Below are 22681 nucleotides of genomic sequence, written 5' to 3'. Positions count from 1 at the left end.
ATCATTCACCCCTCGGAAAGCGCTGTGCGTCTTCAAGAATGTTCAGATCCATATGATTGCGCATGTAGCGTTCCGACGCTTTTTGTAGTGGCTGAAAATCCCAAGGGTAGTAAGCGCCATTGCGCAGCGCGCTGTCGACCACGTGGCGGCGCGCCTGACTTTCACGAACAGCGGCGTCGAACTGGCCCATATCCCAAAGGGCTTCCACCGAAGCGGCGAAGCGCTCCGCGATTTCGGAATAGTCTCGGTCGTCCGCCAGATTGTTCTGTTCGTGTGGGTCGGTCTCCAGATCGAAGAGTTGCGGAGGATCGATTTCGCAATGGACGTATTTCCATTGGCCTTCCCGCAGCGCCACCATCGGAGCGTATGAACCTTCGGCAGCGTATTCCATGCGCACGGGTGCAGTGCGAGGCTCCCCATTGGCGACCGGAACAAGCGTTTCGCCATCGGTCCAAGGCATGATTTCGCCAAGATCGACGCCAGCCAGATCGCCAATCGTCGGCGTCACATCCATCGTGCTGACCGGCGTTTCTATGAGGCCTGCGGGCATAGCTGGAGCGGAGATCATCAGAGGGACGCGAGCCGAGCCTTCCCTGAAGCTCATCTTGAACCACAGACCGTGCTCGCCAAGCATGTCGCCGTGGTCGGACAGGAAAACGATGATCGTGTTCTCGGTCTGACGGGTCGCGTCCAAGACATCGAGAATTTCGCCGATCTTGTCATCGATATACGAAATGTTGGCGAAATAAGCGCGGCGTGAGCGGCGTATGTCTTCGTCGGTTATATCGAATGCGTGAAAGTCGCTCGCCTCCAGTAATCGCTTGGAGTGGGGGTCCTGTGCTTCGTACGAAATGGCGGGCGTCTGCGGCCAAAGATGCTCGCAATCCTCGTAAAGATCCCAGTATTGCCGCCGCGCGACATAAGGATCGTGCGGATGGGTGAAACTCACCGTCAGCATCCATGGGCGATTATCGTGACCGCGCCCCAGATCGTAGAGTTTGCGGGTGGCGTGATATGCCACCTCATCATCATATTCGAGCTGGTTGGTTATCTCGGCGGTTCCGGCATTCGTGACCGATCCGAGATTGTGATACCACCAGTCGATACGTTCGCCGGGTTTACGATAGTCAGGCGTCCAGCCAAAATCGGCCGGGTAAACGTCAGTTGTCAGGCGCTCCTCGAAGCCGTGCAACTGGTCGGCGCCGACAAAATGCATTTTGCCGCTGAGGGTCGTCTGATAGTCAGCGCGACGCAGATGATGGGCATAGGTCGGCACGTCCGAAGCGAACTCGGCAGCATTGTCGTAAACCCGAGTCCGGCTCGGCAGTTGTCCTGCCATGAAGCTGGCGCGGCCCGGAGCGCAGAGCGGTGAGCCCGTGTACGAGTTGGCAAAGCGGGTGGATCGGGCGGCCAGCTTTTTCAAGTTCGGCGCATGCAGCCATTCGGCAGGTCCGTCGGGGAAAAGCGTCCCGTTGAGCTGGTCTACCATCAGAATAAGAATATTGGGACGATCGGTCATTGAAGCCCTTCGCGCGCAAGCCAGAGGTCGAGGTAGTCGTTAACGAGTGCGTGAACGTCGGTTCGCGATGGCGCGACGTCCTGCAAAGCATGGCGGATGTAAAAACCGTCGATCATCGAGGCGAGGCCCTGCGCGACCTTTTCAGCCGTCTCTTCATCGAAAAGCTGGCGCAGGTCGAAAAGCAGGTTGGAATGGAGCCGCCGCGCATAGACACGCAACAAGCGGCTCGTCTCTTCCGAATGAAGTGACTTCACATAAAAATTCAGCCAGGCCGAGACAACATCGCGATCGAATTGTTTCGGCTCCAGGCTGGCGTCAATAATCGCCCGAACGCGTTCTTCGGACGTCCTGGCCCGTTTGAGTCGCTTGCTGACGCTTTCCTTAAAAACCACTAGAATGTGACGCATGGCCGCAAGGAAAATCTGCTCCTTGGAACCGAAATAGTGGTGCGCGAGCGCTGGCGAAATGCCGGCACGCCGCGCGATCTGGCTAACAGGCACATTGAGACTGCCGACTTCGCCAATCTCGATAATCGTGGCTTCGATCATCGCTTCACGCCGGATTTTTTCCATTCCGAGCTTCGGCAATTCGACATTCCTCCCGACTAGACCTTTACATTACACAATTTGTCCTTTTGATTGAGCGCTCAATCAATAAAAAGTCAACCTCGACCTTCCGAAGGAGACAAAATGAAACGTTTTCCGATCGCACTGACTGGCGCTCTGGCGCTATCACTGGCTTCTAGCGCGGCATACGCAGCCTGCGAAGAAGTCGTGATGTCCGATGTCGGCTGGACCGATATCACCACCACAACATCCACTGTAAAACAGGTTCTTCAGGCGCTGGGCTATGAAGTGGACGTGAAAGTCCTCTCGGTGCCGGTTACCTTCGCCTCGCTGGAGAAGGATGACGTTGACGTTTTCCTTGGCAACTGGATGCCGGCGCAGACCAGCGCCATACAGCCCTACCTCGATAGCGGTGAGATCGAGCAGGTTGGAGTTAATCTGGAAGGCACGAAATACACGCTGGCCGTACCGGCCTATACGTATGACAAGGGCCTGAAGAGCTTTGCCGATATCTCAAAGTTCGAAGACGAGCTCGACAGCAAGATCTACGGCATCGAGCCCGGCAATGAGGGCAATGCCTACCTCGTCAGCCTGACCGAAGGCGACAAGATGGGACTCGGCAACTTCGAGGTCGTTGAAAGTTCGGAACAAGGCATGCTCGCCCAAGTCGGGCGCGCCGTTAAGGCGGACAAGGATGTCGTCTTCCTCGGCTGGGAACCGCACCCCATGAACGCCAATTTCGAACTGAAATATCTGACTGGCGGCGAAGACTTCTTCGGGGGAGAGGGCGTCGTGCATACCGTGACACGCAAAGGGTATGTCGAGGAATGTCCAAATGTCGGCGAGCTACTCAAGAACGTGAAGTTTTCCCTTGAGATGGAAAACGGCATCATGGGTGAGATTCTCGACAATGGCGTCGATCCCGACAAGGCGACATTGAAGTGGATCCAAGCCAACTCCGACACTGTCCTTGGCTGGCTTGATGGCGTCGAGACTGTCGACGGCGAGGACGGAGCCGCCGTCGTGAAGGAAGAGTTGAAGCTCTGATCGAAAAATCGGCCCGCGTCTCGCGGGCCGATCTGTTTCAAGGGGACATGTTTTGGACTGGCTGACCGAGTACAAGATACCCATCGGCGCATGGGCTAGCGATGTCATCGACTGGCTGACGGATAATTTTTCGCCATTTCTCGATGCCCTGGCTGAATCGGCGGAAGGGCTGATCGACGGTCTGCTGTGGCTTTTTCAGACGCCGCATCCGCTCATCATCATCGCTATTTTTGTCGCTCTGACATGGTGGCTGCAGCGCCGTTGGACGACCTGCGCCTTGGTGTTGTTCGGCTTCCTCTTCATTTACAATCAGGGCTATTGGGAGACGATGACGGAGAGTCTCACACTCGTCATCTCCTCATGCATCGTCTGTATGGCCGTTGGCGTACCGATCGGTATCGCGGCAGCGCACCGGCCAAAACTCTATCGGTTCATCCAGCCGATTCTCGATCTGATGCAGACCCTTCCGACATTCGTCTATCTCATTCCCGCCATCGTGTTTTTCGGAATCGGAATGGTGCCGGGTCTCATTGCTACCGTGATCTTCGTCCTTCCCGCTCCCATTCGTCTGACATATCTTGGGGTTTCGTCCACGCCCAAACCATTGCTTGAAGCCGCCGATGCTTTCGGTGGCACCGCAAGGCAGAAGCTTTGGAAGGTCGAACTGCCCTACGCTCTTCCGCAAATCATGGCGGGCCTCAACCAGACAATCATGCTTTCACTCTCCATGGTGGTTGTCGCCGCACTGGTTGGCGCGGACGGATTGGGCGTGCCGGTCGTTCGTGCCCTCAATCAGGTGAATACAGGCCTCGGCTTCGAAAGCGGATTCGTTATCGTGGTCGTCGCCATCATCCTCGACCGCATGCTGCGCCTCAATCAGGAATGAGCGATCAGATGGAAAAAGCCGTCGTTTTCGACAATGTCAGTATTGTTTTTGGCGATGAGCCCGAGAAAGCTCTGCCCTTGATGGACAAGGGCATGAGCCGTGCCGACATTCAGCAGGAAACCGGTCAGATACTGGGTGTTCACAACTGTTCGCTTTCTGTAGGGCAAGGGGAAATCCTTGTCCTGATGGGACTTTCCGGGTCCGGTAAATCGACGCTTTTGCGGGCCGTTAACGGGCTGAACCCCGTCGTCAGAGGGGCCGTGCGTGTGACGACTGGCGGCGAGACGCTGGACCCAAACGATTGCAGCAAACGTGAACTGCTGCGACTACGCCGCCAGAACGTTGCCATGGTCTTCCAGCAATTCGGTCTTCTGCCTTGGCGTAACGTGCTGGACAATGTCGCACTGGGCCTTGAATTCAGCGGCTTGAGCCGAACGGAGCGCGAGGAGAAAGCCCGTGCCCAGCTCGAATTGGTCGGCTTGGCGGATTGGGCAAACTATCAGGTCGCGGAACTTTCCGGCGGAATGCAGCAGCGCGTGGGCTTGGCTCGGGCCTTTGCAACCGAAGCGCCAATCCTGCTTATGGATGAACCGTTCTCTGCACTCGATCCGCTCATACGCAACCGACTACAGGATGAACTTCTCGAACTGCAGGACCGGTTGAAGCGGACGATCGTGTTCGTCAGTCACGATCTGGACGAGGCCTTCAAGCTCGGCAACAGCATCGCGATCATGGAAGGCGGCCGTATCGTTCAAAGCGGCAATCATCAGGACATCATAGCCAATCCGGTCAACGAATATGTCGAGGACTTCGTTGCCCATATGAATCCGTTGACGGTGTTGCGCGCTTGTGACGTGATGTCGAACGAAACCGATGTTTCGTCCGATACGACCGTGACAGGCGAAACGCCAGTTGGCGCTATCATCAACATATTGGCCGATGGTGCGGTTCGAGTGCAGGTCGTCAACGAGGCGGGACAGCCAGTGGGCTCTATCGGCCAAAAGGAGATCGTAGCAGCGCTACGATCCAACACGTCCAGCCACGCTGCTTAGGATGGGAGAAGCAGGATGAACGAAAGGGCGGCGGTACGGGCGAAAACAGGCCAGACGCCGAACCTCCGTATCGGCTTCCTTCTCGCCGACGGGTTCACCCTCTCGGCTCTTTCTCTTTTTATCGACGCGCTGAGGCTCGCCGCCGACGAGGGTGACCGCTCAAGACCCATACGCTGCGATTGGCAAATCCTTGCCGCCCGCCCGGAGCCGATACGTTCGAGCGCCGGTCTGTCCATCAGCCCAACGGGCGCCCTGACCGATCCGATCGCGTTCGATTATATCGTCGTGGTCGGTGGGCTTTTACACATACGCGAACAGATGGATCGCGCCGGCCTACTCTATCTGAAAAAATGCGCTGAGGCGGGCGTGCCGCTTGTCGGCGTTTGCACCGGCTCATTCATTCTTGCGCGGGCAGGCCTGATGACAGGTCGAAGGAGTTGCGTAAGCTGGTTTCACTGCGATGATTTTGCGGCGGAATTTCCCGATCACGACGTCGATGCGGACCGGTTGTTCATCGATGACGAAGATCGGATCACCTGCGCCGGCGGCGGAGGTGTCGCCGATCTTGCCGCACATCTGATCCGTCGCCACCTCGATGCCACAGCGGCGCAGAAAAGCATGCACATACTTCAGCTTCAGTCGGCCCGCTTGGGAAGCGACGCGCAGCCGCATTCCATGCCGGCGATCAGCGACGACAGTCGCGTTCGTCGCGCCATACTTCTTATGGAGCAAAGCGTTTCTCGCCCGATGACAGTCGACGCCATCGCGCTCAGGCTGAAAATCTCCAGTCGGCAGTTGGAGCGCCTTTTCCGCGATGCGACCGGCGCCAGCCCGGCTTCGATCTATCGGCAAATTCGTCTGCGCCACGCCCGGCAACTGCTTTTGATGACAGAGAAGAGCGTGACCGATATCGCCGTTGAAACAGGCTTCTGCGATGCCGGACATTTCGCCCGTCAATTCCGCGCCTTTTTCGGAGAACCCCCGCGTCGCGTCAGGTCAGCGCACAATCTCCGGCAGGAAGATGCGCGAACGGTTTGAAGCGTGTCGTTGACATGAACAAATCCGACGCTGGAAATTTTTTACACCGGTCGTTGAACCAGAGGCTGGTGAACTGAAAATCTCGGATTTCATACACTTGCTGCCCGGTTCTTGGACAGAATGACCAAATTTCAGGCCATGTCGGTTTTGTCCTGAAATCCGTCGCAGCAAATCAAGCGGAGCAATCTGTTCGCAGTCATCATCGATACTAGAGAATGCCGATCTTCTTCCGCCAGGAGGTTGCGATAATGATAACGACAAAAAGCCTCGCACGAAGGTGCTGGACGAGTGACGTCCACGGCGAAGTGTTTTTTTCCGGCGCCGATGTCTATCGTTGCGGAACGGCGGCATGGCGATCATTATCCCTTCATAGGACACTATCCCACACGGTTCATTCGAGGGGTGTTCGCAATGGTTGATCTGATGTCGCACCTGACCCATCGCGTGAAGGGTCACACGCTGGACGCGCCATTTTATACCGACCCCGACATTTTCGACGCCGATATGGACGTCATTTTCGGCCGCCACTGGTTGTTTGTCGGTGTGGAGCCTGACGTTCCCGAGCCTGGCGATGTGATGGTGGTGGATATCGGCAAAAATTCTGTGCTGATCCTGCGCGATGACGACGAAGAGATCCGTGCGTTTCACAATGTCTGTCGCCATCGTGGGGCGCGCCTGATCCACGAGGAGAAGGACACGGTCGGCAACATTATGTGCCGTTATCATTCGTGGGTGTACAACACGTCCGGCGACCTGATCCACGCCGAACACATGGGCGAAGGATTCGACAAATCCTGCCATGGCTTGAAGCCGGTCCACATCCGATCTCTGGAGGGCCTGCTTTTCATCTGTCTTGCCGATGAACCGCCGACAGATTTCGACGCGATGGCCGAGGTCATGGGGCCTTATATATCACCGCATAATATTCGCGAGACCAAGGTTGCCTATCAGCACGATCTGATCGAGCCCGGCAATTGGAAACTGACGATGGAAAACAACCGCGAATGTTACCATTGCGGGGCCAATCACCCCGAACTGACTGTCCCGCTTTTCGCCTACGGCTTTGGTTTCGCGCCAGAGGAACTGAGCGATGAAGAGCGCGATCATGCCGAGCGCTACGCCTGCACGCTGAAGGACAGCCATAAGGATTGGGAGGCGTTGGGGTTGCCTTCGACTGAAATCGACCGGCTCGACGATATGATCACCGGCTTCCGTACCGAACGTCTTCCGCTCGCAGGCGATGGCGAGAGCCACACGATCGATACGAAGCGCGCCTGCAAAAAACTGCTCGGCAATCTGACCAATGCGAAGGCCGGCGGCCTGCATTTCTGGACGCAACCCAATTCCTGGCACCATTTTCTCGGCGATCACGCGATCGTCTTTTCTGTGCTCCCACTCGATGCGGAGCGTTCGCTGCTGCGAACGAAATGGCTCGTTCACAAAGATGCAGTCGAAGGCGAAGATTACGATCTGGACAATCTGATCGGTGTCTGGATGGCAACCAACCAGCAGGATTCAGACCTGGTCGGTTTCTGTCAGCAGGGGGTGCGCAGCGACGGCTATGTTCCGGGACCGTATTCGCCGCACACAGAGATGCTCGTGGAGAAATTCTGCAACTGGTATGTCGGTCGGATGCTCGCTCATCTGTCCGAAACACGCGCTGTCGCATAACAATTCGGAGTTACGGACGGAATGGACATCAGCAGCGAGCTGCCGCCCCCCAATCCGGTACCGACCGGATATTACCGTTGGGAACCGGACGAAGACGACGTTCTGATCTGTCGCGCTGTGCGCGAGGAAACGCACGACGTCAAAACCTTTGTTTTTGCGCCCCGTTTTCAGCGTCAGTTCGAATTCGTCTCCGGTCAGTTTCTTACCTTCGATTTCGATATCGATGGCGAAACATTTCACCGCTGCTACACCATCTCGTCGCCGCCAAGCCGGCCTGACACTGTCTCGATAACGGTCAAGCGAGTGCCGGGCGGCCCGGTCTCCAATTGGCTGCACGATTATTTCAGGCCTGGCATGATGCTTAAGGCAACCGTCCCGATGGGAGAATTCTCCTGGGCCGGAATGCAGTGCCAGAAGTTTCTCTTCCTCTCTGGCGGTTCCGGCATCACGCCGCTCATGTCGATGACGCGCAGCTCCTACGATCTGGCTCTCGTTTCCGATATCGCCTTCGTTCATGCCGCCCGCACTCCGGCGGACATTATCTTTCGCGATGAGCTTGAATTCATGAGCCGCCGCAACCGGTCCATCCGGCCATTTTTCACGGTCGAGGATAACGCGCCTGGCCAGAGCTGGGCCGGTTATCGCGGGCGGTTGTCGCGGTCGATGCTGAACGTCATCTGTCCCGACTTTCTGGAACGCGAAGTATTCGTCTGCGGTCCACGGCCCTTCATGGCGGCCGCCAAGGCGCTTCTGGAAGAGGCGGGTCTCGACATGGATCGCTATCACCAGGAAAGCTTCGACTTCGACGATTTTACCGACGAAGCGCAGGAAACCATCGCGGAAGCGGCTGGGGAACTGGATTCCGACGTCAAACGCTATCGTGTCGAATTCACAAAGACCGATCGCGTTGTCTATTGCCCGGCAGACATAACGGTCCTTGAAGCGGCAAGACGGGCTGGTATGAGACTGCCGTTTTCCTGCGCCAAGGGGCTATGCGGGACCTGCAAGTCGAAGATCGCGTCCGGAACGGTCGAGATGACGCATAGCGGCGGTATTCGCCAGCGGGAAATCGACAAGGGCATGGCTCTGCTCTGCTGTTCCAAGCCGACAAGCGATCTGGTCGTCGAGCGTTAGGAGCCAGCCGATGATCGCCCATGCCGAAGCGCTGCTGAAACCTTTGACGATCAAAGGTCTGACCATCCGCAACCGCGTGATGTCCACGTCTCATGCGCCTGGTTACGGCGCCGATGGCAAGCCGAAAGAACGCTATCAACTCTACCACGCCGAGAAGGCCAAAGGCGGGATCGGGCTGACCATGTTCGGCGGTTCTTCGTCGGTCGCGCTGGACAGCCCAGCCACCCCTTGGGCACAGATTTCCGTCGCCGACGACAGCGTTATTACTTATTTCCAGAGCTTCGCCGAGCGCATCCACGGGCACGGCGCCAAGCTGATGATACAGCTGACCCATATGGGCCGTCGGACACGCTGGGACACGGACAACTGGCTTCCAGTCAAATCCGCCTCGCCCTATCGAGAACCGGCGTCCCGGTCGATCCCGAAAGAGCTGGAGACCGAAGAGATCGCGCGGATCGTCCGCGATTTTGCTGATGCTGCACGGCGCTGCAAGGAGGGTGGTCTTGACGGCTGCGAAATTTCCGCTGCCCATGGCCATCTCGTCGACCAGTTCTGGTCGCCATCCGTCAACCACCGAACCGACGAGTATGGCGGATCCCTGCAAAACAGAATGCGTTTCGGCATTGAGGTGCTCAGCGCCATGCGTGAGGCTGTCGGCGACGATTACGTCATCGGTATCCGCATGTCGGGCGACGAAATGCTGAAAGGCGGTCTGACACATGAGGACTGCGTCGAGATAGCAGCGGAATATGCGCAGCGCGGGCTGGTCGATTTTCTTAACATCATCGGCGGGCAGGCGCGCGACGATATTGCCCATGCGGTCTCGATCCCGAATATGGCGTTTCCCGTCGCACCGTTTCTATCACTGCCCTCCGCCATTAAGCGGGAGGTCGATGTGCCCATCTTCCATGCGCAGCGCATTACGGATCTGGCGACGGCTGCGCGCGCCGTTCATGAGGGCCATGTCGACATGGTGGCGATGACGCGGGCGCACATCGCGGACCCGCATCTGGTCAACAAGCTTTCCGACGGCCGCGCTGACGATATCCGCCAATGCGTTGGGGCCGGTTACTGCATCGACCGGATTTATGTGGGCGGCGATGCGCTTTGTATCCAGAATGCGGCGACCGGCCGCGAGGCAACCATGCCGCATGTCATCGCCAAGGCGGATAAAGCGAAAAGGGTAGTGGTCGTTGGCGGCGGCGTCGCCGGGCTGGAGGCCGCGCGTGTCCTTGCCCATCGCGGTCACGACGTCACCTTGTTCGAGAAAGAAGAACGGCTCGGCGGACAAATCAATATCGCTTCGAAGGCGACATGGCGTGAAGCGCTCTCCGGCATTCCGCGATGGCTGATCGGACAGGTCGAAAAGCTGGGCGTCGATATTCGCCTTGGCGTACCTGCTGATGAAGCGGCCATTCAGGCGCTCGATCCCGACATCGTAATCATGGCGACCGGCGGACTTCCCAATTTTGGTCACGCCGCTGGGTCGGAGCATGCCATCACCACCTGGGACATCCTGACAGGCGTGGTCGAGCCGTCCGGGACCGTTCTGCTCTACGACGAGATGGGCCAGCACAATGCCGCTTCCGTCGCCGAACTTCTGGCCAAGCGCGGCTGTCTCGTCGAGATGGCGACGCATGATCTGATGATTGCCCAGGAGATCGGTACGACAAATCTGCCGGTGCATTTGCGCGAACTCTACAAGCTCGGCGTGGTCATGACGCCGAATATGGAGCTGATCGAAATATACCCGGAGGGCAACCGGCTGATCGCCGCGCTGCGCAATACCATGACCGATGCGGAAGAGGAGCGGGTGGTCGATCATGTGGTGGTCGAGTACGGCACTCTGCCGTGTGACGATCTTCATTTGGCACTGAAGGATGGCGCTTCGAACAAGGGGCTGACCGATCAGCGGGCACTCGTCGCCGGCGAGCCGCAACCTAATGGCGGTGACGGCTATGCGCTTTATCGGATCGGCGATGCGGTTGCGGGCCGAAACATTCACGCCGCCATCTACGACGCGCTGCGCCTCTGTAAGGATCTCTGAGCGCCATGGGCGCGGCGGCCTATCTTCCCTGGCTGATCCTCGCGATGATTGTCGTCGCCGTCGTCCAGGTTGCGCGCCGCATCCTGCTCTGGCGACAGGGACAGCCCGCTAGCGTGGATTGGCTGGCAGGTCTTATGGCTCTACCGAAACGCTACCTTGTTGACGTCCACCATGTGGTGGATCGCGACAAGGGTGCATCGCGGATGCACGTTCCTGTGGCAGCGGGTCTTGTCACCGCTTGCGGCCTATCGCTTCTGAGTTTTATTCCCACACTAGGCTCTTCGCCACTATGGTGGGGTTTCATTGCAGTCGCCTTCACCGCCATGCTAGCGGGCAGCTTTCTGGTCGCCTTGCGCCGCTATCCCGAGAAATTGTCACGGCTGTCCGCTGGGCGGTACCAGCGTATGCCATTGTTTCTTCTGGCGTTCTCCGGGGGCGGAGCCCTAACGGCGGGCCTTGCCGCGATTGGCAATCCGCTTCCGGCATTGTCACTGCTGACGCTGTTCGTCGCGGCACTCGGCGGTATCAGCCTGGCGTTGGAGACCGCGCGGGGTCCGATGCGCCATGCGCTGGCTGGAGCGAGTCATCTCGTCGCTCATCCGCGTCCGCACCGTTTCGGTCCTGGCCGGGACACGGCTCTGCGCCCGCTCGATATGGAGGGTCAGAAATTCGGTGTTGAAACGCCGTCCGATTTTGCCTGGAACCGCTTGCTTGGCTTTGACGCCTGCGTGCAATGCGGGCGATGCGAAGCAGCTTGCCCAGCCTTTGCCGCCGGGCAGCCTCTCAGCCCGAAACATCTGATTGCCGATCTGGCCCGAGCGCAGCTGAGGAGCGCCGGGCCTGACTATGGCGGTGCGCCTTACCCGAACGCTCGTCCCGTCGCCGGCAGGGGCGGGATGGATCAGCCGGTTATCGGTCTGGGCGGCCTAATCCATCCTGACACGCTCTGGTCTTGTACGACCTGCCGTGCCTGCGTCGAGGAATGCCCGATGATGATCGAGCATGTCGATGCCATCGTCGATCTGCGGCGATTTCAGACATTGGAACGGGGCGCTGTTCCAGACAAGGCTATAGAGCCGCTCGACAATATGCGAGGCTGCGACGAACAGAACGGACAACTGCTTTCGGCTCGCGCTGATTTTGCTGTCGCTTTGGGGGTGCCGGTCTTTCGGGACGTTGGAGAGGCCGACATTCTGCTGTGGCTGGGGCAGGGCGCCTACGATCTGCGATATCAGAGAACGCTACGTGCGCTTATCCGTTTGCTGCAAATGGCCGATGTCGATTTCGCCGTGCTGGGTGAGGAGGAGCTCGATTGCGGCGATCTGGCGCGCCGGCTGGGCGACGAAGCGACATTCCAAAGGCTTGCCAGCGCCAATATCGAGGTATTGTCCAATTACCGTTTCCAGCGGATTCTCACCGCCGATCCTCACGCTCTGCATGTATTGAGAAACGAATACAGCCCGTTTGGCGGCCATTACGAGGTGGTCCATCATACGGCATTTCTTTCAGAGCTGCTGGAAGGCGGACATTTGCCTGCAGGAGCAGTTCAGACCGCTGCGGCCGTTACCTATCACGATCCCTGCTATCTCGGCCGCTACAATGGCGAGTTCGACGCTTCGCGGGCCGTGCTCGACCGGATTGGAATCGAACGACGAGAAATGACACGCAGCGGGCGACGCGCAATGTGTTGCGGCGGCGGAGGCGGCGCGCCCGTCACCGATATTCCCGGTGATACCCGCATTCCCGATCTGCGGATGGCTCAGGCGGGCGATACCGGCGCGGGCATCGTCGCTGTCGCCTGTCCTGGCTGCACTGCGATGCTCGAAGGTGTGATCGGGCAGAGACCCGATGTCCGGGACATTGCGGAACTTGTGCTGAACGCGGTGGAGCAGGGCGACGAAGAACGACTGTCTGCAAATCACTCCCGACATGCGGTGCCGGCGTGAACCGTCAGCGTCGCAACCCGCGTGCCGAATGGGCGAGTCGCTCGACCGCTACCCCTGCAGGGCCGCGTTTCGACCTTAGCCAGAAAAATCGGCCGTCAGAACGGCCCCGGCACGATCCTCGTGCTACTCTCGCTGCGTCGCAGATAGGCGGCTATCCGCGTATGCGAATTGATCGCGGCATTCGTTCGCCTGCCCCCAAAACGACCCCTGCGCAGCAAAACCCCGTTCAAAATTCCCCACAAATTCGCATCATCGAAACGCCGGCTTTTCATGTCGTTGTGGTTGTCGATGCAGAGAAAGGACGGTTGTCGCGGTTCGACCGTCAGCTTATCGGCGCGGCTCGCCTTTTTGCGGACGCGGGAGAGGGAAACGGCGCGGTGATCGCGGTTGTGCCCGCTTCGACCGATGATCTCGGTGAAGCCGGTGCCGACCGAGTGGTTTTTGCGGGCGCAGGCGCGCAAGCCGATGCTTCGTTGTATGTTATTGATTTGCTTGCTCTGGATGAAAAGCTTCAGGCTCGCCATTGGCTGTTTGCCGAAACTAGCCGCGGCGGCGATTTGGCGCGACGGATGGCGGTCAAGTTGCAAGAGCCGATTCTCACGCAAATCGAACATTTAACTGCCAGACAGGCGGTTCGCGCCAGCCATGCGGCAACCCGTGAAGAGGCAGGTCGACCGCCTCGACTGATGACAATCGAGGAGGATCGCGTTTCAGCCTACGCAGACATAGCCTGCGAAGCGCGCCCGATCAGTATCGAGACACAGCCGAACGCAGGCATCGCAAGCGCCATCATCGCGAGCAGATTGATCCCCGGCGATCCGTCTTCGATGCCTCTTGCCGAGGCCGACTTCGTCGTGTCGGCAGGAAACGGTGTGACGGATTTCAAAGCCTTTTACGATCTCGCGTCGGCACTAAGAGCCACACCCGGCGCGAGCCGGGTTGTCTGTGATGCGGGCTTGATGCCCCGCGAGGCGCAAGTCGGCGCATCGGGAACCGTACTGGCTGCCGATTGCTATTTCGCGTTGGGTATCGCCGGTGCGCCTCAACACCTTCAAGGTATTGCCGGATGCGAGCACGTCATTGCCGTCAATACCGACCTTCATGCCGCAATGATCGAACGCGCAGGCCTGGCCATCGTTCAGGATGCGCAGAAAGTCATGCCAGCGTTGCTGCGGCTGTTAGAGGCGCGACGAGGATGAAAGCCGTCGTTCTGATATCGAAGGGACGCCATCCCGTCAGCGGACGCGCGGTCTTGCTGCGACTGGAAGCGCAGGCAATCGCTCTTGCACGGACGCTCGATCCGCAGTGCCGCGGAGTTCACGCAGGGCCCGATGTTGAAGGCGTGAGCGATGCGCTTGGGCATGGGCTGGACGGTCTCGATTTTCTTGTGATCGGTGAAGCAGCGGATCCAGTGCCCGCGCTTGCCTCCTACCTTCTCAAAAACCCGCCTGACGTGATTTTTGCCGGGCGCCGGGGGCAGGGCGGTGAGGATACCGGGCTTTTCCCCTATCTACTTTCCGACGCACTTTCTTTGCCATTACTGAATGACGTCGTTTCGGCATCGCCTTCAGCCAATCCGGGTACGGCACGTTTCGACCAGACGCTGACAAAGGGCGCGAAACGGCAGGTGACGCTACGTCTGCCTGCCATCATTACCGTTCACCCAAATGCCCCAGCGGCTCTACCCTTTGCCTATGCCAAAGCCATCCGTGGTTCGGTGGATCGACACGAAGGACTTTCCGTCGCCAAGTCACCGTCCAATCTAGAGGAACGTCCGCACCGCTTTCGACCGAAGTTGATGAGGCAGGCCGGATCTGGCGTTACGAGCGGTGAGGGCGTCATCCTCGATCCAGATCCAGACGATGCAGCACGGATGATCATCGACCATCTTGAGAAGCTGGGCGTGCGCGAATTTGGTTCGCAGCAATTGCGCTCTGAAGATGTGGGGCGTCCGGAGGTCTGATTTTGTACAATGCGATCTTTTGATTGTGCGTTCGAGAAATAACGGTTTGCCGAACAGCGTTACCCTTGCCGCCCTACCGTTCTTGCCTTTATTGAACGGTGACGTTGCCATGCAGCAGGCAGCATTGTAGCGAACTCGGTTCGCGGGTGCGAAGGAGGATTTGGTGAAAAAGATATACGGTTCGGCCAGAGAAGCTCTCGATGGCGTGCTCGAAGATGGCATGCTGATCGCAGCGGGCGGTTTTGGACTTTGTGGTATCCCGGAACTGCTTATCGAGGCGATCCGCGAGAGCGGCGTAAAGAACCTGACCTTTGCATCCAACAATGCAGGCGTTGACGATTTTGGCATCGGTCGGCTTCTGCACACCAAGCAGGTCAAGAAAATGATGTCGTCCTATGTCGGGGAAAACGCCGAATTCATGCGGCAATATCTCGATGGCGAACTGGAGGTCGAATTCAATCCACAGGGTACGCTGGCCGAGCGTATGCGCGCCGGCGGCGCCGGCATTCCCGGATTCTACACCAAAACGGGCGTCGGCACGATGATCGCGGAAGGCAAGGATCACAAGGACTTTGATGGCGAGACGTACATCATGGAGCGCGGAATCTTCGCCGATCTTGCGATCGTGAAAGCATGGAAGGCGGATGAGACCGGCAATCTGATCTTCCGCAAGACAGCGCGCAACTTCAACGTGCCGGCAGCCATGTGCGGTAAGATCTGCGCTGCCGAAGTGGAAGAGATTGTGCCCACCGGTTCACTTGATCCCGACTGCATCCACCTGCCAGGTATTTATGTGCATCGGCTGATCCAGGGTGAACACGAAAAGCGGATCGAACAGCGGACGGTCCGCCAGCGTGAGGAGGCCTGAGCAATGGCATGGGATCGCAACCAGATGGCTGCTCGAGCGGCCAAAGAACTCGAAGACGGTATGTACGTCAATCTGGGGATCGGTATTCCGACACTGGTGGCCAATTACATTCCGGACGGTGTCAATGTCACTTTGCAGAGTGAAAACGGTATGCTGGGCATGGGGCCGTTTCCCTATGAAGGAGACGAAGATCCGGACCTGATCAATGCAGGCAAGCAGACAATCACCGAACTCCCGCACAGCGTCTATTTCGACAGCGCCACCAGCTTCGGCATGATCCGCGGCGGCAAGATCGCGATGGCAATTCTTGGCGCTATGGAGGTTGCCGAAAACGGCGATCTGGCCAACTGGATGATCCCCGGCAAGCTCGTGAAAGGCATGGGTGGGGCGATGGATCTCGTCGCCGGCGTCGGCCGCGTCGTCGTCGTCATGGATCATCAGAACAAGAAAGGTGAGTCCAAGGTGTTGACGGAGTGTACCCTGCCACTGACCGGCGCGGGCGTTGTAGACCGGATCATCACAAATCTGGGCGTGCTGGATGTCGTCGAAGGCGGGTTGAAGATCGTCGAACTGGCCGATGGCGTCGGTGAAGACGAGCTTCGCGAAGCGACGAAAGCGACGATCGTCGCCTAGCGATGCGCTAAATGTCATCCATCAGCGATCATCATGGGCAGCCGCACGAGAGTGCGGCTGTTTCTTTCCGCAAAGACGCGATCTGGATCGGCTGTCTTTTCCTGTATTTCGCCGCACTGGTGGCGGCTCGATCCCTACTCGGTGGCGAATCGCTAAATTGGGACGATGCGGAATTGCCGGTCGTGGCGGACCTGTACAGACCGGGCTACGGCCCGCAACTGCCCCTTTATCACTGGTATCAAAACGCCCTGTTCGACGTATTCGGCATCTCGGTCTTCACGATCGCGCTTGGCCGCGATCTTGTCCGACTTCTAAGCGCCATCATCATGTACGTGTTCGCGCGACAGGCCGTAAGACCGCTTACTGCGTTTGCGGTGACGCTCGGTCTGGAACTCAACATCCATTTCGCCTGGTACGCTCAACGAGCTTTTTCCCATAACAATTCCGCAATCCTGTTCGGACTTCTCGCGACGTTCGTTTTCTGGCTGGCGATCAATGCGCCGCGATCCTGGAGCAAATGGCTCCTGTTCGGCGGCGTTTGCGGGCTGGGACTTCTGTCGAAATACAATTTCCTTTTCGTGCCTGTCACTCTGGTTCTCACGGCAGTGAGCGACCCACGTTTTCGAGACGACCTTTCATGGGCGCGTATCCTCGTGGCGTTTGCGCTGTCGGTAGCTATCGCAGCCTTTCCTTACCAGTGGATCGCGAACAATTTGCAGCTTGCGACCGGCGCATCTGGATCTCTCGACCTCGATACGAGCAGTTTTTTCGCAACCCGGATAAGCGGCCTTTTCGAACTCGGACAAGCGATCGCCTCCAATGCGGCATTGAGCGGCGCTTTGGCTTTGCTGCTGTGGGCCTTTACGCGCACGCGGACGGCTGCTCCGCCGCGAAACGCCGAGAGTTGTTGCGAAGAGTCTGAGAGGCTTGGCCGATTTCTGCTTCGCTATCTCGTCTGTTTTTCCCTCATCCTAGTCATCGGCGTATTGATTGCCGGGATCGGCAATGTACGTGACCGATGGCTTCTGCCGGTCTTCTGCCTGACCGGGCCGACGGCGGTGCTGCTCATCTGGCATCGCATCAGCCCTATGGGCCGGGGTATCCTTGTGGGCATCTGCAGTTTCATCGCGCTCGCCGTACTCATCGGCCATCCGCTCGAAAGCCGCTACTGGCGCGACCGCGGCAATGCACCGTTCGGCCCTGTGATTGAGACGATGGAAGAGGCAATGGGCGCCGGAGCCGGTACCTATGTCGTTGCGCCATTCCAATGGAACGCTGGCAATCTGAAACATCGTCGCCCAGACTGGATCGTCGACGACTACCGGCTCTTGCGCTTCGATGATCATGGAAGCCGACCGTTCCTTTTGGTTCTCGACAATAGACCGTCCAATATCAGTCTATGGTTGAAACGATTCGGTTCCGATTATAGAGCGTGCGCGGATCGACCGTCGCAGGCGGTTGACACGAAAGACAGCGATCCCGGTGAAAGACGGCTCGATTTTCAGATCTTCTGGATTTGCCCCAACGGACCGCCAAGACCGAACGAGTGATTATCGTGCCCGTCCTTTCCATCGTCATTCCCATGAAGAACGAAGCGGGTAATGTCCGCCAGCTCGTCAGTGAAATCGACGAGGCGTGCTCGGATTTACCGGACTACGAAGTGATCGTAGTCGATGACGGATCGGAGGACGATACCGGAGAGATTGCAAGATCGCTGATCGCTGGCGGAAAATCCGTCCGCGTGTTGCGCCACGCGAAAAGCGCCGGTCAAAGCGCGGCCGTTCACAGCGGAGTCCAGGCGGCAAGGGGCCAGTTCATCGCAACGCTGGATGGAGACGGACAGAACCCGCCATCCGAAATTCCCACACTGGTTGCACCGCTCCTCGACCCTGATCGTGATAAGCGCCTCGGTCTGATCGCGGGTCAGCGAGTCGGCCGACAGGATAGCTGGTCGAAGAAATTCGGCTCGCGTTTCGCAAATGGGTTGCGCAGTCGCGTCCTGAAGGACGGCACACGCGATACGGGATGCGGCCTGAAAGCGTTTCGCCGCGATGCCTTTCTAGCGCTGCCGTTCTTTAATCACATGCATCGTTACCTGCCGGCGCTTTTCACGCGCGATGGGTGGGCCGTTGGCCATGTCGACGTCGCGCATCGCTCACGCGGCGAGGGGCGTTCGAACTATTCGAATTTTCAGCGCGCTCTCGTGGGTATTCCGGATTTGCTGGCCGTGGCCTGGCTTATCAAGCGACGTAAGACAGCCAACAGCGCTGCCGAAACGCTGACCGCTTTCGAGCAGTCGGAGCAAACGCAGTGAACCCGGACGATATTCTAAGGTTTCTGAACGTCACCAACTGGGGCGAGTTCTGGTGGGTCATTGTGGGTCTTGCCGGACAGCTTATGTTCACCGGGCGCTTCCTGGTGCAGTGGCTGGCCTCCGAGCGCGTTCATAAGTCGGTTGTGCCGGTTGCCTTCTGGTGGTTCTCCATTGGCGGCGGCGTCATGCTCCTGCTTTACTCGATCTGGCGGAAAGATCCGGTCTTCATTCTCGGCCAGTCGCTTGGCGTCTTCATCTATTCGCGCAATCTCTGGCTGATCCGGCAGGAAAAACGCGGCTTGCGCTGACCGCTCCTTGCATTGTCCGTCAAGACACCCCAAAACCCGCATTCATTTCTTTGAAACGGGAGATATCCCATGCCGACCTATCGTTCACGCACCACAACACATGGCCGCAACATGGCGGGCGCGCGGGGCCTATGGCGCGCAACAGGCGTGAAAGATGGCGATTTCGGCAAGCCGATTATCGCGGTGGTCAATTCCTTCACGCAGTTCGTACCGGGCCATGTCCATCTGAAGGATATGGGTCAGCTCGTAGCGCGTGAAATCGAAAGCGCCGGGGGAATCGCCAAAGAATTCAACACGATCGCGGTCGATGACGGCATCGCGATGGGCCATGACGGTATGCTCTACAGTCTGCCGAGCCGCGAGATCATCGCCGATAGCGTGGAGTATATGGTCAACGCCCATTGCGCCGATGCGATGGTGTGTATTTCCAATTGCGACAAGATCACGCCTGGCATGCTGATGGCGGCGCTCCGCCTCAATATTCCTGTCGTTTTTGTTTCGGGCGGGCCGATGGAGGCTGGCAAGGTTGTGTGGGAAGACGGCAAGGAGCAGAAACTCGATCTGGTCGATGCAATGGTCGCAGCGGCGGACGATTCCGTTTCGGACAATGAAGTCGCCGCTATCGAACGCAGCGCCTGTCCGACATGCGGCTCCTGTTCCGGGATGTTTACGGCCAACTCCATGAACTGCCTGACGGAAGCGTTGGGCCTTGCATTGCCTGGCAATGGCTCGACGCTGGCGACCCACGCGGATCGCAAACGGCTTTTCGTTGAAGCCGGTCATCTGATCGTGGATCTGGCGCGCCGTTATTACGAGCAGGATGACGAACGGGTTCTGCCGCGTTCGATTGCCGATTTCGATGCCTTCTCCAACGCCATGACGCTGGACATCGCCATGGGCGGTTCAACCAACACAGTCCTGCATCTTCTCGCGGCCGCCTACGAAGGCAAGGTCGACTTCACGATGGCCGATATCGACAAATTGTCTCGCAATGTGCCTGTTCTCTGCAAAGTCGCGCCTTCGATTCAGACCGTGCATATGGAAGACGTGCACCGCGCGGGCGGCATTATGGGTATTCTCGGTCAGCTCGATAATGCCGGTCTAATCAACACATCATGCCCCACGGTCCATTCGGAAACGATTGGCGATGCGCTCGATCGCTGGGATGTTGTCCGGACGGATGCCGAAAATGTCCATGATTTCTACCGTGCGGCGCCAGGCGGTGTTCCCACCCAGGTCGCGTTCAGTCAGGACCGTCGCTACGACAGCGTCGACGCCGACCGAGAAGGCGGCGTCATCCGCTCAAAGGAACACGCATTCAGCCAGGATGGCGGTCTTGCCGTTCTGTTCGGCAACATTGCCAAGGATGGCTGCATCGTGAAAACGGCAGGCGTCGATGAAAGCATTTTGAAGTTCACAGGTCGCGCGCGTGTGTTCGAGAGCCAAGACAGCGCTGTGTCAGCAATCCTGACCAACAAGATCGTCAAGGGCGATGTCGTCGTCATCCGTTACGAAGGCCCCCGCGGAGGACCGGGGATGCAGGAAATGCTCTATCCGACGAGCTATCTGAAGTCGAAAGGCCTCGGGAAGGATTGCGCTCTCATAACGGATGGGCGTTTTTCGGGCGGTACATCCGGTCTTTCGATTGGACATTGCTCGCCCGAGGCGGCGGAAGGCGGCGCGATCGGTCTGGTTCGGGAAGGCGATACGATCGAGATCGATATCCCCAACCGTACAATTCACCTGGCTGTCGATGACGCCGAAATGGCCGCTCGCCGCGAAGAGCAGGACGAACAGGGCTGGAAGCCGGTCGAGAAGCGGACTCGCAAGATCACGACCGCGTTGAAAGCTTACGCTGCCCTGACAACGAGTGCTTCCAAGGGAGCCGTTCGGGTGGTCGAAGATTAAGTTCGGCTTCCAAAGAAATTTCTGATGAACGGACCGGTCTGCAACGACCGGCCTTTTCATTTGTCTGCGGTGCTTCATTTGCAGGGTCGAAAATCAACGGCTGGAGATGAAGCGAGTGACCATCGAGACGCGGCAGACCAAACCCTTCGACGATCAGAAGCCCGGCACGTCGGGCCTGCGCAAGAAAGTGCCGCACTTCCAGCAAGAGAACTATGTCGAGAATTTCGTTCAGTCGATCTTCGACGTGGCGCCCAAAGAGCCCTCTAAGACGCTGATCCTTGGCGGCGACGGGCGCTTCTTCAATCGTGAAGTGATCGGCCGTGTTATTGCGATGGCTGCCGCAAATGACTGTGAACACGTCGTCGTCGGGCAGGGCGGCATCCTTTCGACCCCTGCGGCTTCCAACCTGATCCGAAAGCGCGGCGCGTTCGGTGGGATCATTCTGTCGGCAAGCCATAATCCCGGCGGTCCGAACGAGGATTTCGGGATTAAATTCAATACAGCCAATGGCGGTCCTGCTCCGGAAAGCGTGACAGGCGCGATCTTTGAGCGCACGAAAGCGATTTCGGCGTATCGCATCGATCCAGACATTTCAGTCGATCTCGAAACGCTGGGTGAAACCGATCTCGGTGATCTTATCGTCGAAGTCGTCGACCCGGTTGCGGACTACGCGGCGCTGATGGAGGAACTGTTCGACTTCGGCAAAATCCGCGACCTTTTCGAATCTGGTTTCACCATGGCGTTCGACGCCATGCACGCCGTTACCGGCCCTTACGCGCATGAGATCTTCGAGAAGCGGCTGTGTGCACCAGAGGGTACGGTTCGCAACGGTACGCCGAAGGAAGATTTCGGAGGGCATCATCCGGACCCAAATCTTGTCCATGCCAAGACGCTCTATAATGACATGATGAGAAGCGACGGTCCTGACTTCGGAGCGGCATCTGACGGCGACGGCGACCGCAATCTCATTATCGGCAAACATATTTATGTGACGCCGTCCGACAGTCTTGCCGTATTGGCGGCCAATGCGAAGCATGCAAAAGCCTATGCTGACGGTTTGAAGGGAATCGCCCGTTCGATGCCGACCAGCGCTGCCGCCGATCGCGTGGCCGAGGCGATGGGTCTGCCAATTTATGAGACGCCGACGGGATGGAAGTTTTTCGGCAACCTTCTTGACGAAGGTTATGTCACCATCTGCGGCGAAGAAAGCGCCGGAACCGGAGCGGACCACGTGCGCGAAAAAGACGGGCTATGGGCCGTCTTACTTTGGCTCGCCATTCTCGCCAGCCGCAAGCAGAGCGTTAGGGGAATTCTGGAAGAGCACTGGCAGCAATTCGGACGCAACTATTACGCCCGCCATGATTTCGAGGAAGTCGAAAAGCCGGTAGCCGAACGGTTCATGGCTGAATTGACGGCGATGTTGCCGCAACTGGGCGGCAAGGCTGCGGAAGGCTTTCAGGTCCGATCTGCTACGGACTTCGCTTATAAAGACCCTGTCGATGGCTCCGTCACGGAGCATCAGGGCATTCGCATTCGGTTCGAGGACGGCAGCAGGGCGGTGTTCCGCCTGTCCGGGACAGGCACGGTGGGAGCGACCCTAAGGGTTTATCTGGAGCGATTTGCACCGGGACCCGATGGACTCGATCGCGACGTCGGAGAGATGCTGGACCCGCTTATCGAGGCTGTCGATGCGCTGGTCGGCTATCGCCGTGCGATAGGGCGAATGGAGCCTGATGTCGTGACCTGATCAACCATTTTTCCAACATCGAAAAATATAAGCG

Annotated in this window: 19 protein-coding genes; 17 read left to right on the top strand and 2 right to left on the bottom strand. The window is 58.1% G+C overall.

Going from position 1 to position 22681, the window contains the following annotated elements; genetic code table 11:
• Position 1: 1 nt before the first annotated feature.
• Together betC and betI are read right to left on the bottom strand one after the other, a co-directional pair.
• On the bottom strand, positions 2-1519 hold the full coding sequence (gene betC, locus NIM86_RS15350; RefSeq protein WP_253383407.1) for a choline-sulfatase: 1518 nt from the start codon (positions 1517-1519) through the stop codon (positions 2-4).
• Positions 1516-2106 (bottom strand): transcriptional regulator BetI, encoded by a 591-nt coding sequence (betI, locus tag NIM86_RS15345; RefSeq protein ID WP_253383406.1) that lies wholly within the window; start codon positions 2104-2106, stop codon positions 1516-1518. The genes betC and betI overlap by 4 nt, the downstream gene beginning before the upstream one ends.
• Before the next feature lie 102 nt (positions 2107-2208).
• Between betI and choX the strand changes: the two genes are divergently transcribed.
• The 17 genes from choX to NIM86_RS15260 all read left to right on the top strand — a co-directional run bounded on the left by choX (position 2209) and on the right by NIM86_RS15260 (position 22647).
• Positions 2209-3132, top strand: coding sequence for a choline ABC transporter substrate-binding protein (choX, locus tag NIM86_RS15340; protein WP_253383405.1), 924 nt, complete (start codon positions 2209-2211; stop codon positions 3130-3132).
• A gap of 52 nt (positions 3133-3184) precedes the next feature.
• On the top strand, positions 3185-4018 hold the full coding sequence (gene choW, locus NIM86_RS15335) for a choline ABC transporter permease subunit (RefSeq protein ID WP_253383404.1): 834 nt from the start codon (positions 3185-3187) through the stop codon (positions 4016-4018).
• An 8-nt stretch (positions 4019-4026) separates the two neighbouring features.
• Positions 4027-5070, top strand: a complete 1044-nt coding sequence (gene choV / locus NIM86_RS15330; protein ID WP_253383402.1) for a choline ABC transporter ATP-binding protein — start codon at positions 4027-4029, stop codon at positions 5068-5070.
• A 15-nt stretch (positions 5071-5085) separates the two neighbouring features.
• Positions 5086-6108, top strand: a complete 1023-nt coding sequence (locus NIM86_RS15325) for a GlxA family transcriptional regulator (RefSeq protein WP_253383400.1) — start codon at positions 5086-5088, stop codon at positions 6106-6108.
• 411 nt (positions 6109-6519) lie between these two features.
• A complete protein-coding gene (locus NIM86_RS15320; protein WP_253383399.1) occupies positions 6520-7779 on the top strand; it encodes an SRPBCC family protein in 1260 nt (419 codons plus the stop codon).
• Positions 7780-7800: 21 nt separating this feature from the next.
• Positions 7801-8913, top strand: coding sequence for a hybrid-cluster NAD(P)-dependent oxidoreductase (locus NIM86_RS15315; protein WP_253383398.1), 1113 nt, complete (start codon positions 7801-7803; stop codon positions 8911-8913).
• 10 nt (positions 8914-8923) lie between these two features.
• Positions 8924-10960 carry an FAD-dependent oxidoreductase gene (locus tag NIM86_RS15310; RefSeq protein WP_253383397.1) on the top strand — a complete coding sequence of 679 codons (2037 nt, stop codon included), beginning with the start codon at positions 8924-8926 and terminating at the stop codon, positions 10958-10960.
• 5 nt (positions 10961-10965) lie between these two features.
• On the top strand, positions 10966-12906 hold the full coding sequence (locus tag NIM86_RS15305; RefSeq protein WP_253383396.1) for a (Fe-S)-binding protein: 1941 nt from the start codon (positions 10966-10968) through the stop codon (positions 12904-12906).
• A 161-nt stretch (positions 12907-13067) separates the two neighbouring features.
• Entirely contained in the window at positions 13068-14105 is a 1038-nt protein-coding gene (locus NIM86_RS15300) for an electron transfer flavoprotein subunit alpha/FixB family protein (protein WP_256478527.1), read from the top strand.
• Positions 14102-14869 carry an electron transfer flavoprotein subunit beta gene (locus tag NIM86_RS15295; RefSeq protein WP_253383393.1) on the top strand — a complete coding sequence of 256 codons (768 nt, stop codon included), beginning with the start codon at positions 14102-14104 and terminating at the stop codon, positions 14867-14869. Before NIM86_RS15300 ends, NIM86_RS15295 begins: the two co-directional genes overlap by 4 nt.
• 163 nt (positions 14870-15032) lie before the next feature.
• The gene (locus tag NIM86_RS15290; RefSeq protein ID WP_253383392.1) at positions 15033-15737 is read left to right on the top strand and encodes a 3-oxoacid CoA-transferase subunit A; all 705 of its coding nucleotides are present in this window, start codon (positions 15033-15035) and stop codon (positions 15735-15737) included.
• 3 nt (positions 15738-15740) lie between these two features.
• The gene (locus tag NIM86_RS15285) at positions 15741-16370 is read left to right on the top strand and encodes a 3-oxoacid CoA-transferase subunit B (RefSeq protein WP_253383390.1); all 630 of its coding nucleotides are present in this window, start codon (positions 15741-15743) and stop codon (positions 16368-16370) included.
• 11 nt (positions 16371-16381) lie between these two features.
• Positions 16382-17920, top strand: a complete 1539-nt coding sequence (locus NIM86_RS15280; RefSeq protein WP_253383389.1) for a glycosyltransferase family 39 protein — start codon at positions 16382-16384, stop codon at positions 17918-17920.
• Positions 17917-18684, top strand: a complete 768-nt coding sequence (locus NIM86_RS15275; RefSeq protein WP_371872918.1) for a glycosyltransferase family 2 protein — start codon at positions 17917-17919, stop codon at positions 18682-18684. Before NIM86_RS15280 ends, NIM86_RS15275 begins: the two co-directional genes overlap by 4 nt.
• Positions 18681-18992, top strand: coding sequence for a lipid-A-disaccharide synthase N-terminal domain-containing protein (locus NIM86_RS15270; protein ID WP_253383388.1), 312 nt, complete (start codon positions 18681-18683; stop codon positions 18990-18992). Before NIM86_RS15275 ends, NIM86_RS15270 begins: the two co-directional genes overlap by 4 nt.
• Positions 18993-19061: 69 nt before the next feature.
• Positions 19062-20900: a dihydroxy-acid dehydratase gene (gene ilvD / locus NIM86_RS15265; RefSeq protein ID WP_253383387.1), complete on the top strand. Its 1839-nt coding sequence runs from the start codon at positions 19062-19064 to the stop codon at positions 20898-20900.
• Between the two features lie 115 nt (positions 20901-21015).
• Entirely contained in the window at positions 21016-22647 is a 1632-nt protein-coding gene (locus tag NIM86_RS15260) for an alpha-D-glucose phosphate-specific phosphoglucomutase (protein WP_253383493.1), read from the top strand.
• Positions 22648-22681: the final 34 nt, after the last annotated feature.

Source organism: Notoacmeibacter sp. MSK16QG-6, assembly GCF_024158145.1.
In the GTDB taxonomy this organism is placed as follows: domain Bacteria; phylum Pseudomonadota; class Alphaproteobacteria; order Rhizobiales; family Rhizobiaceae; genus Notoacmeibacter.
This window is presented reverse-complemented; position numbering and strand designations above follow the sequence as displayed.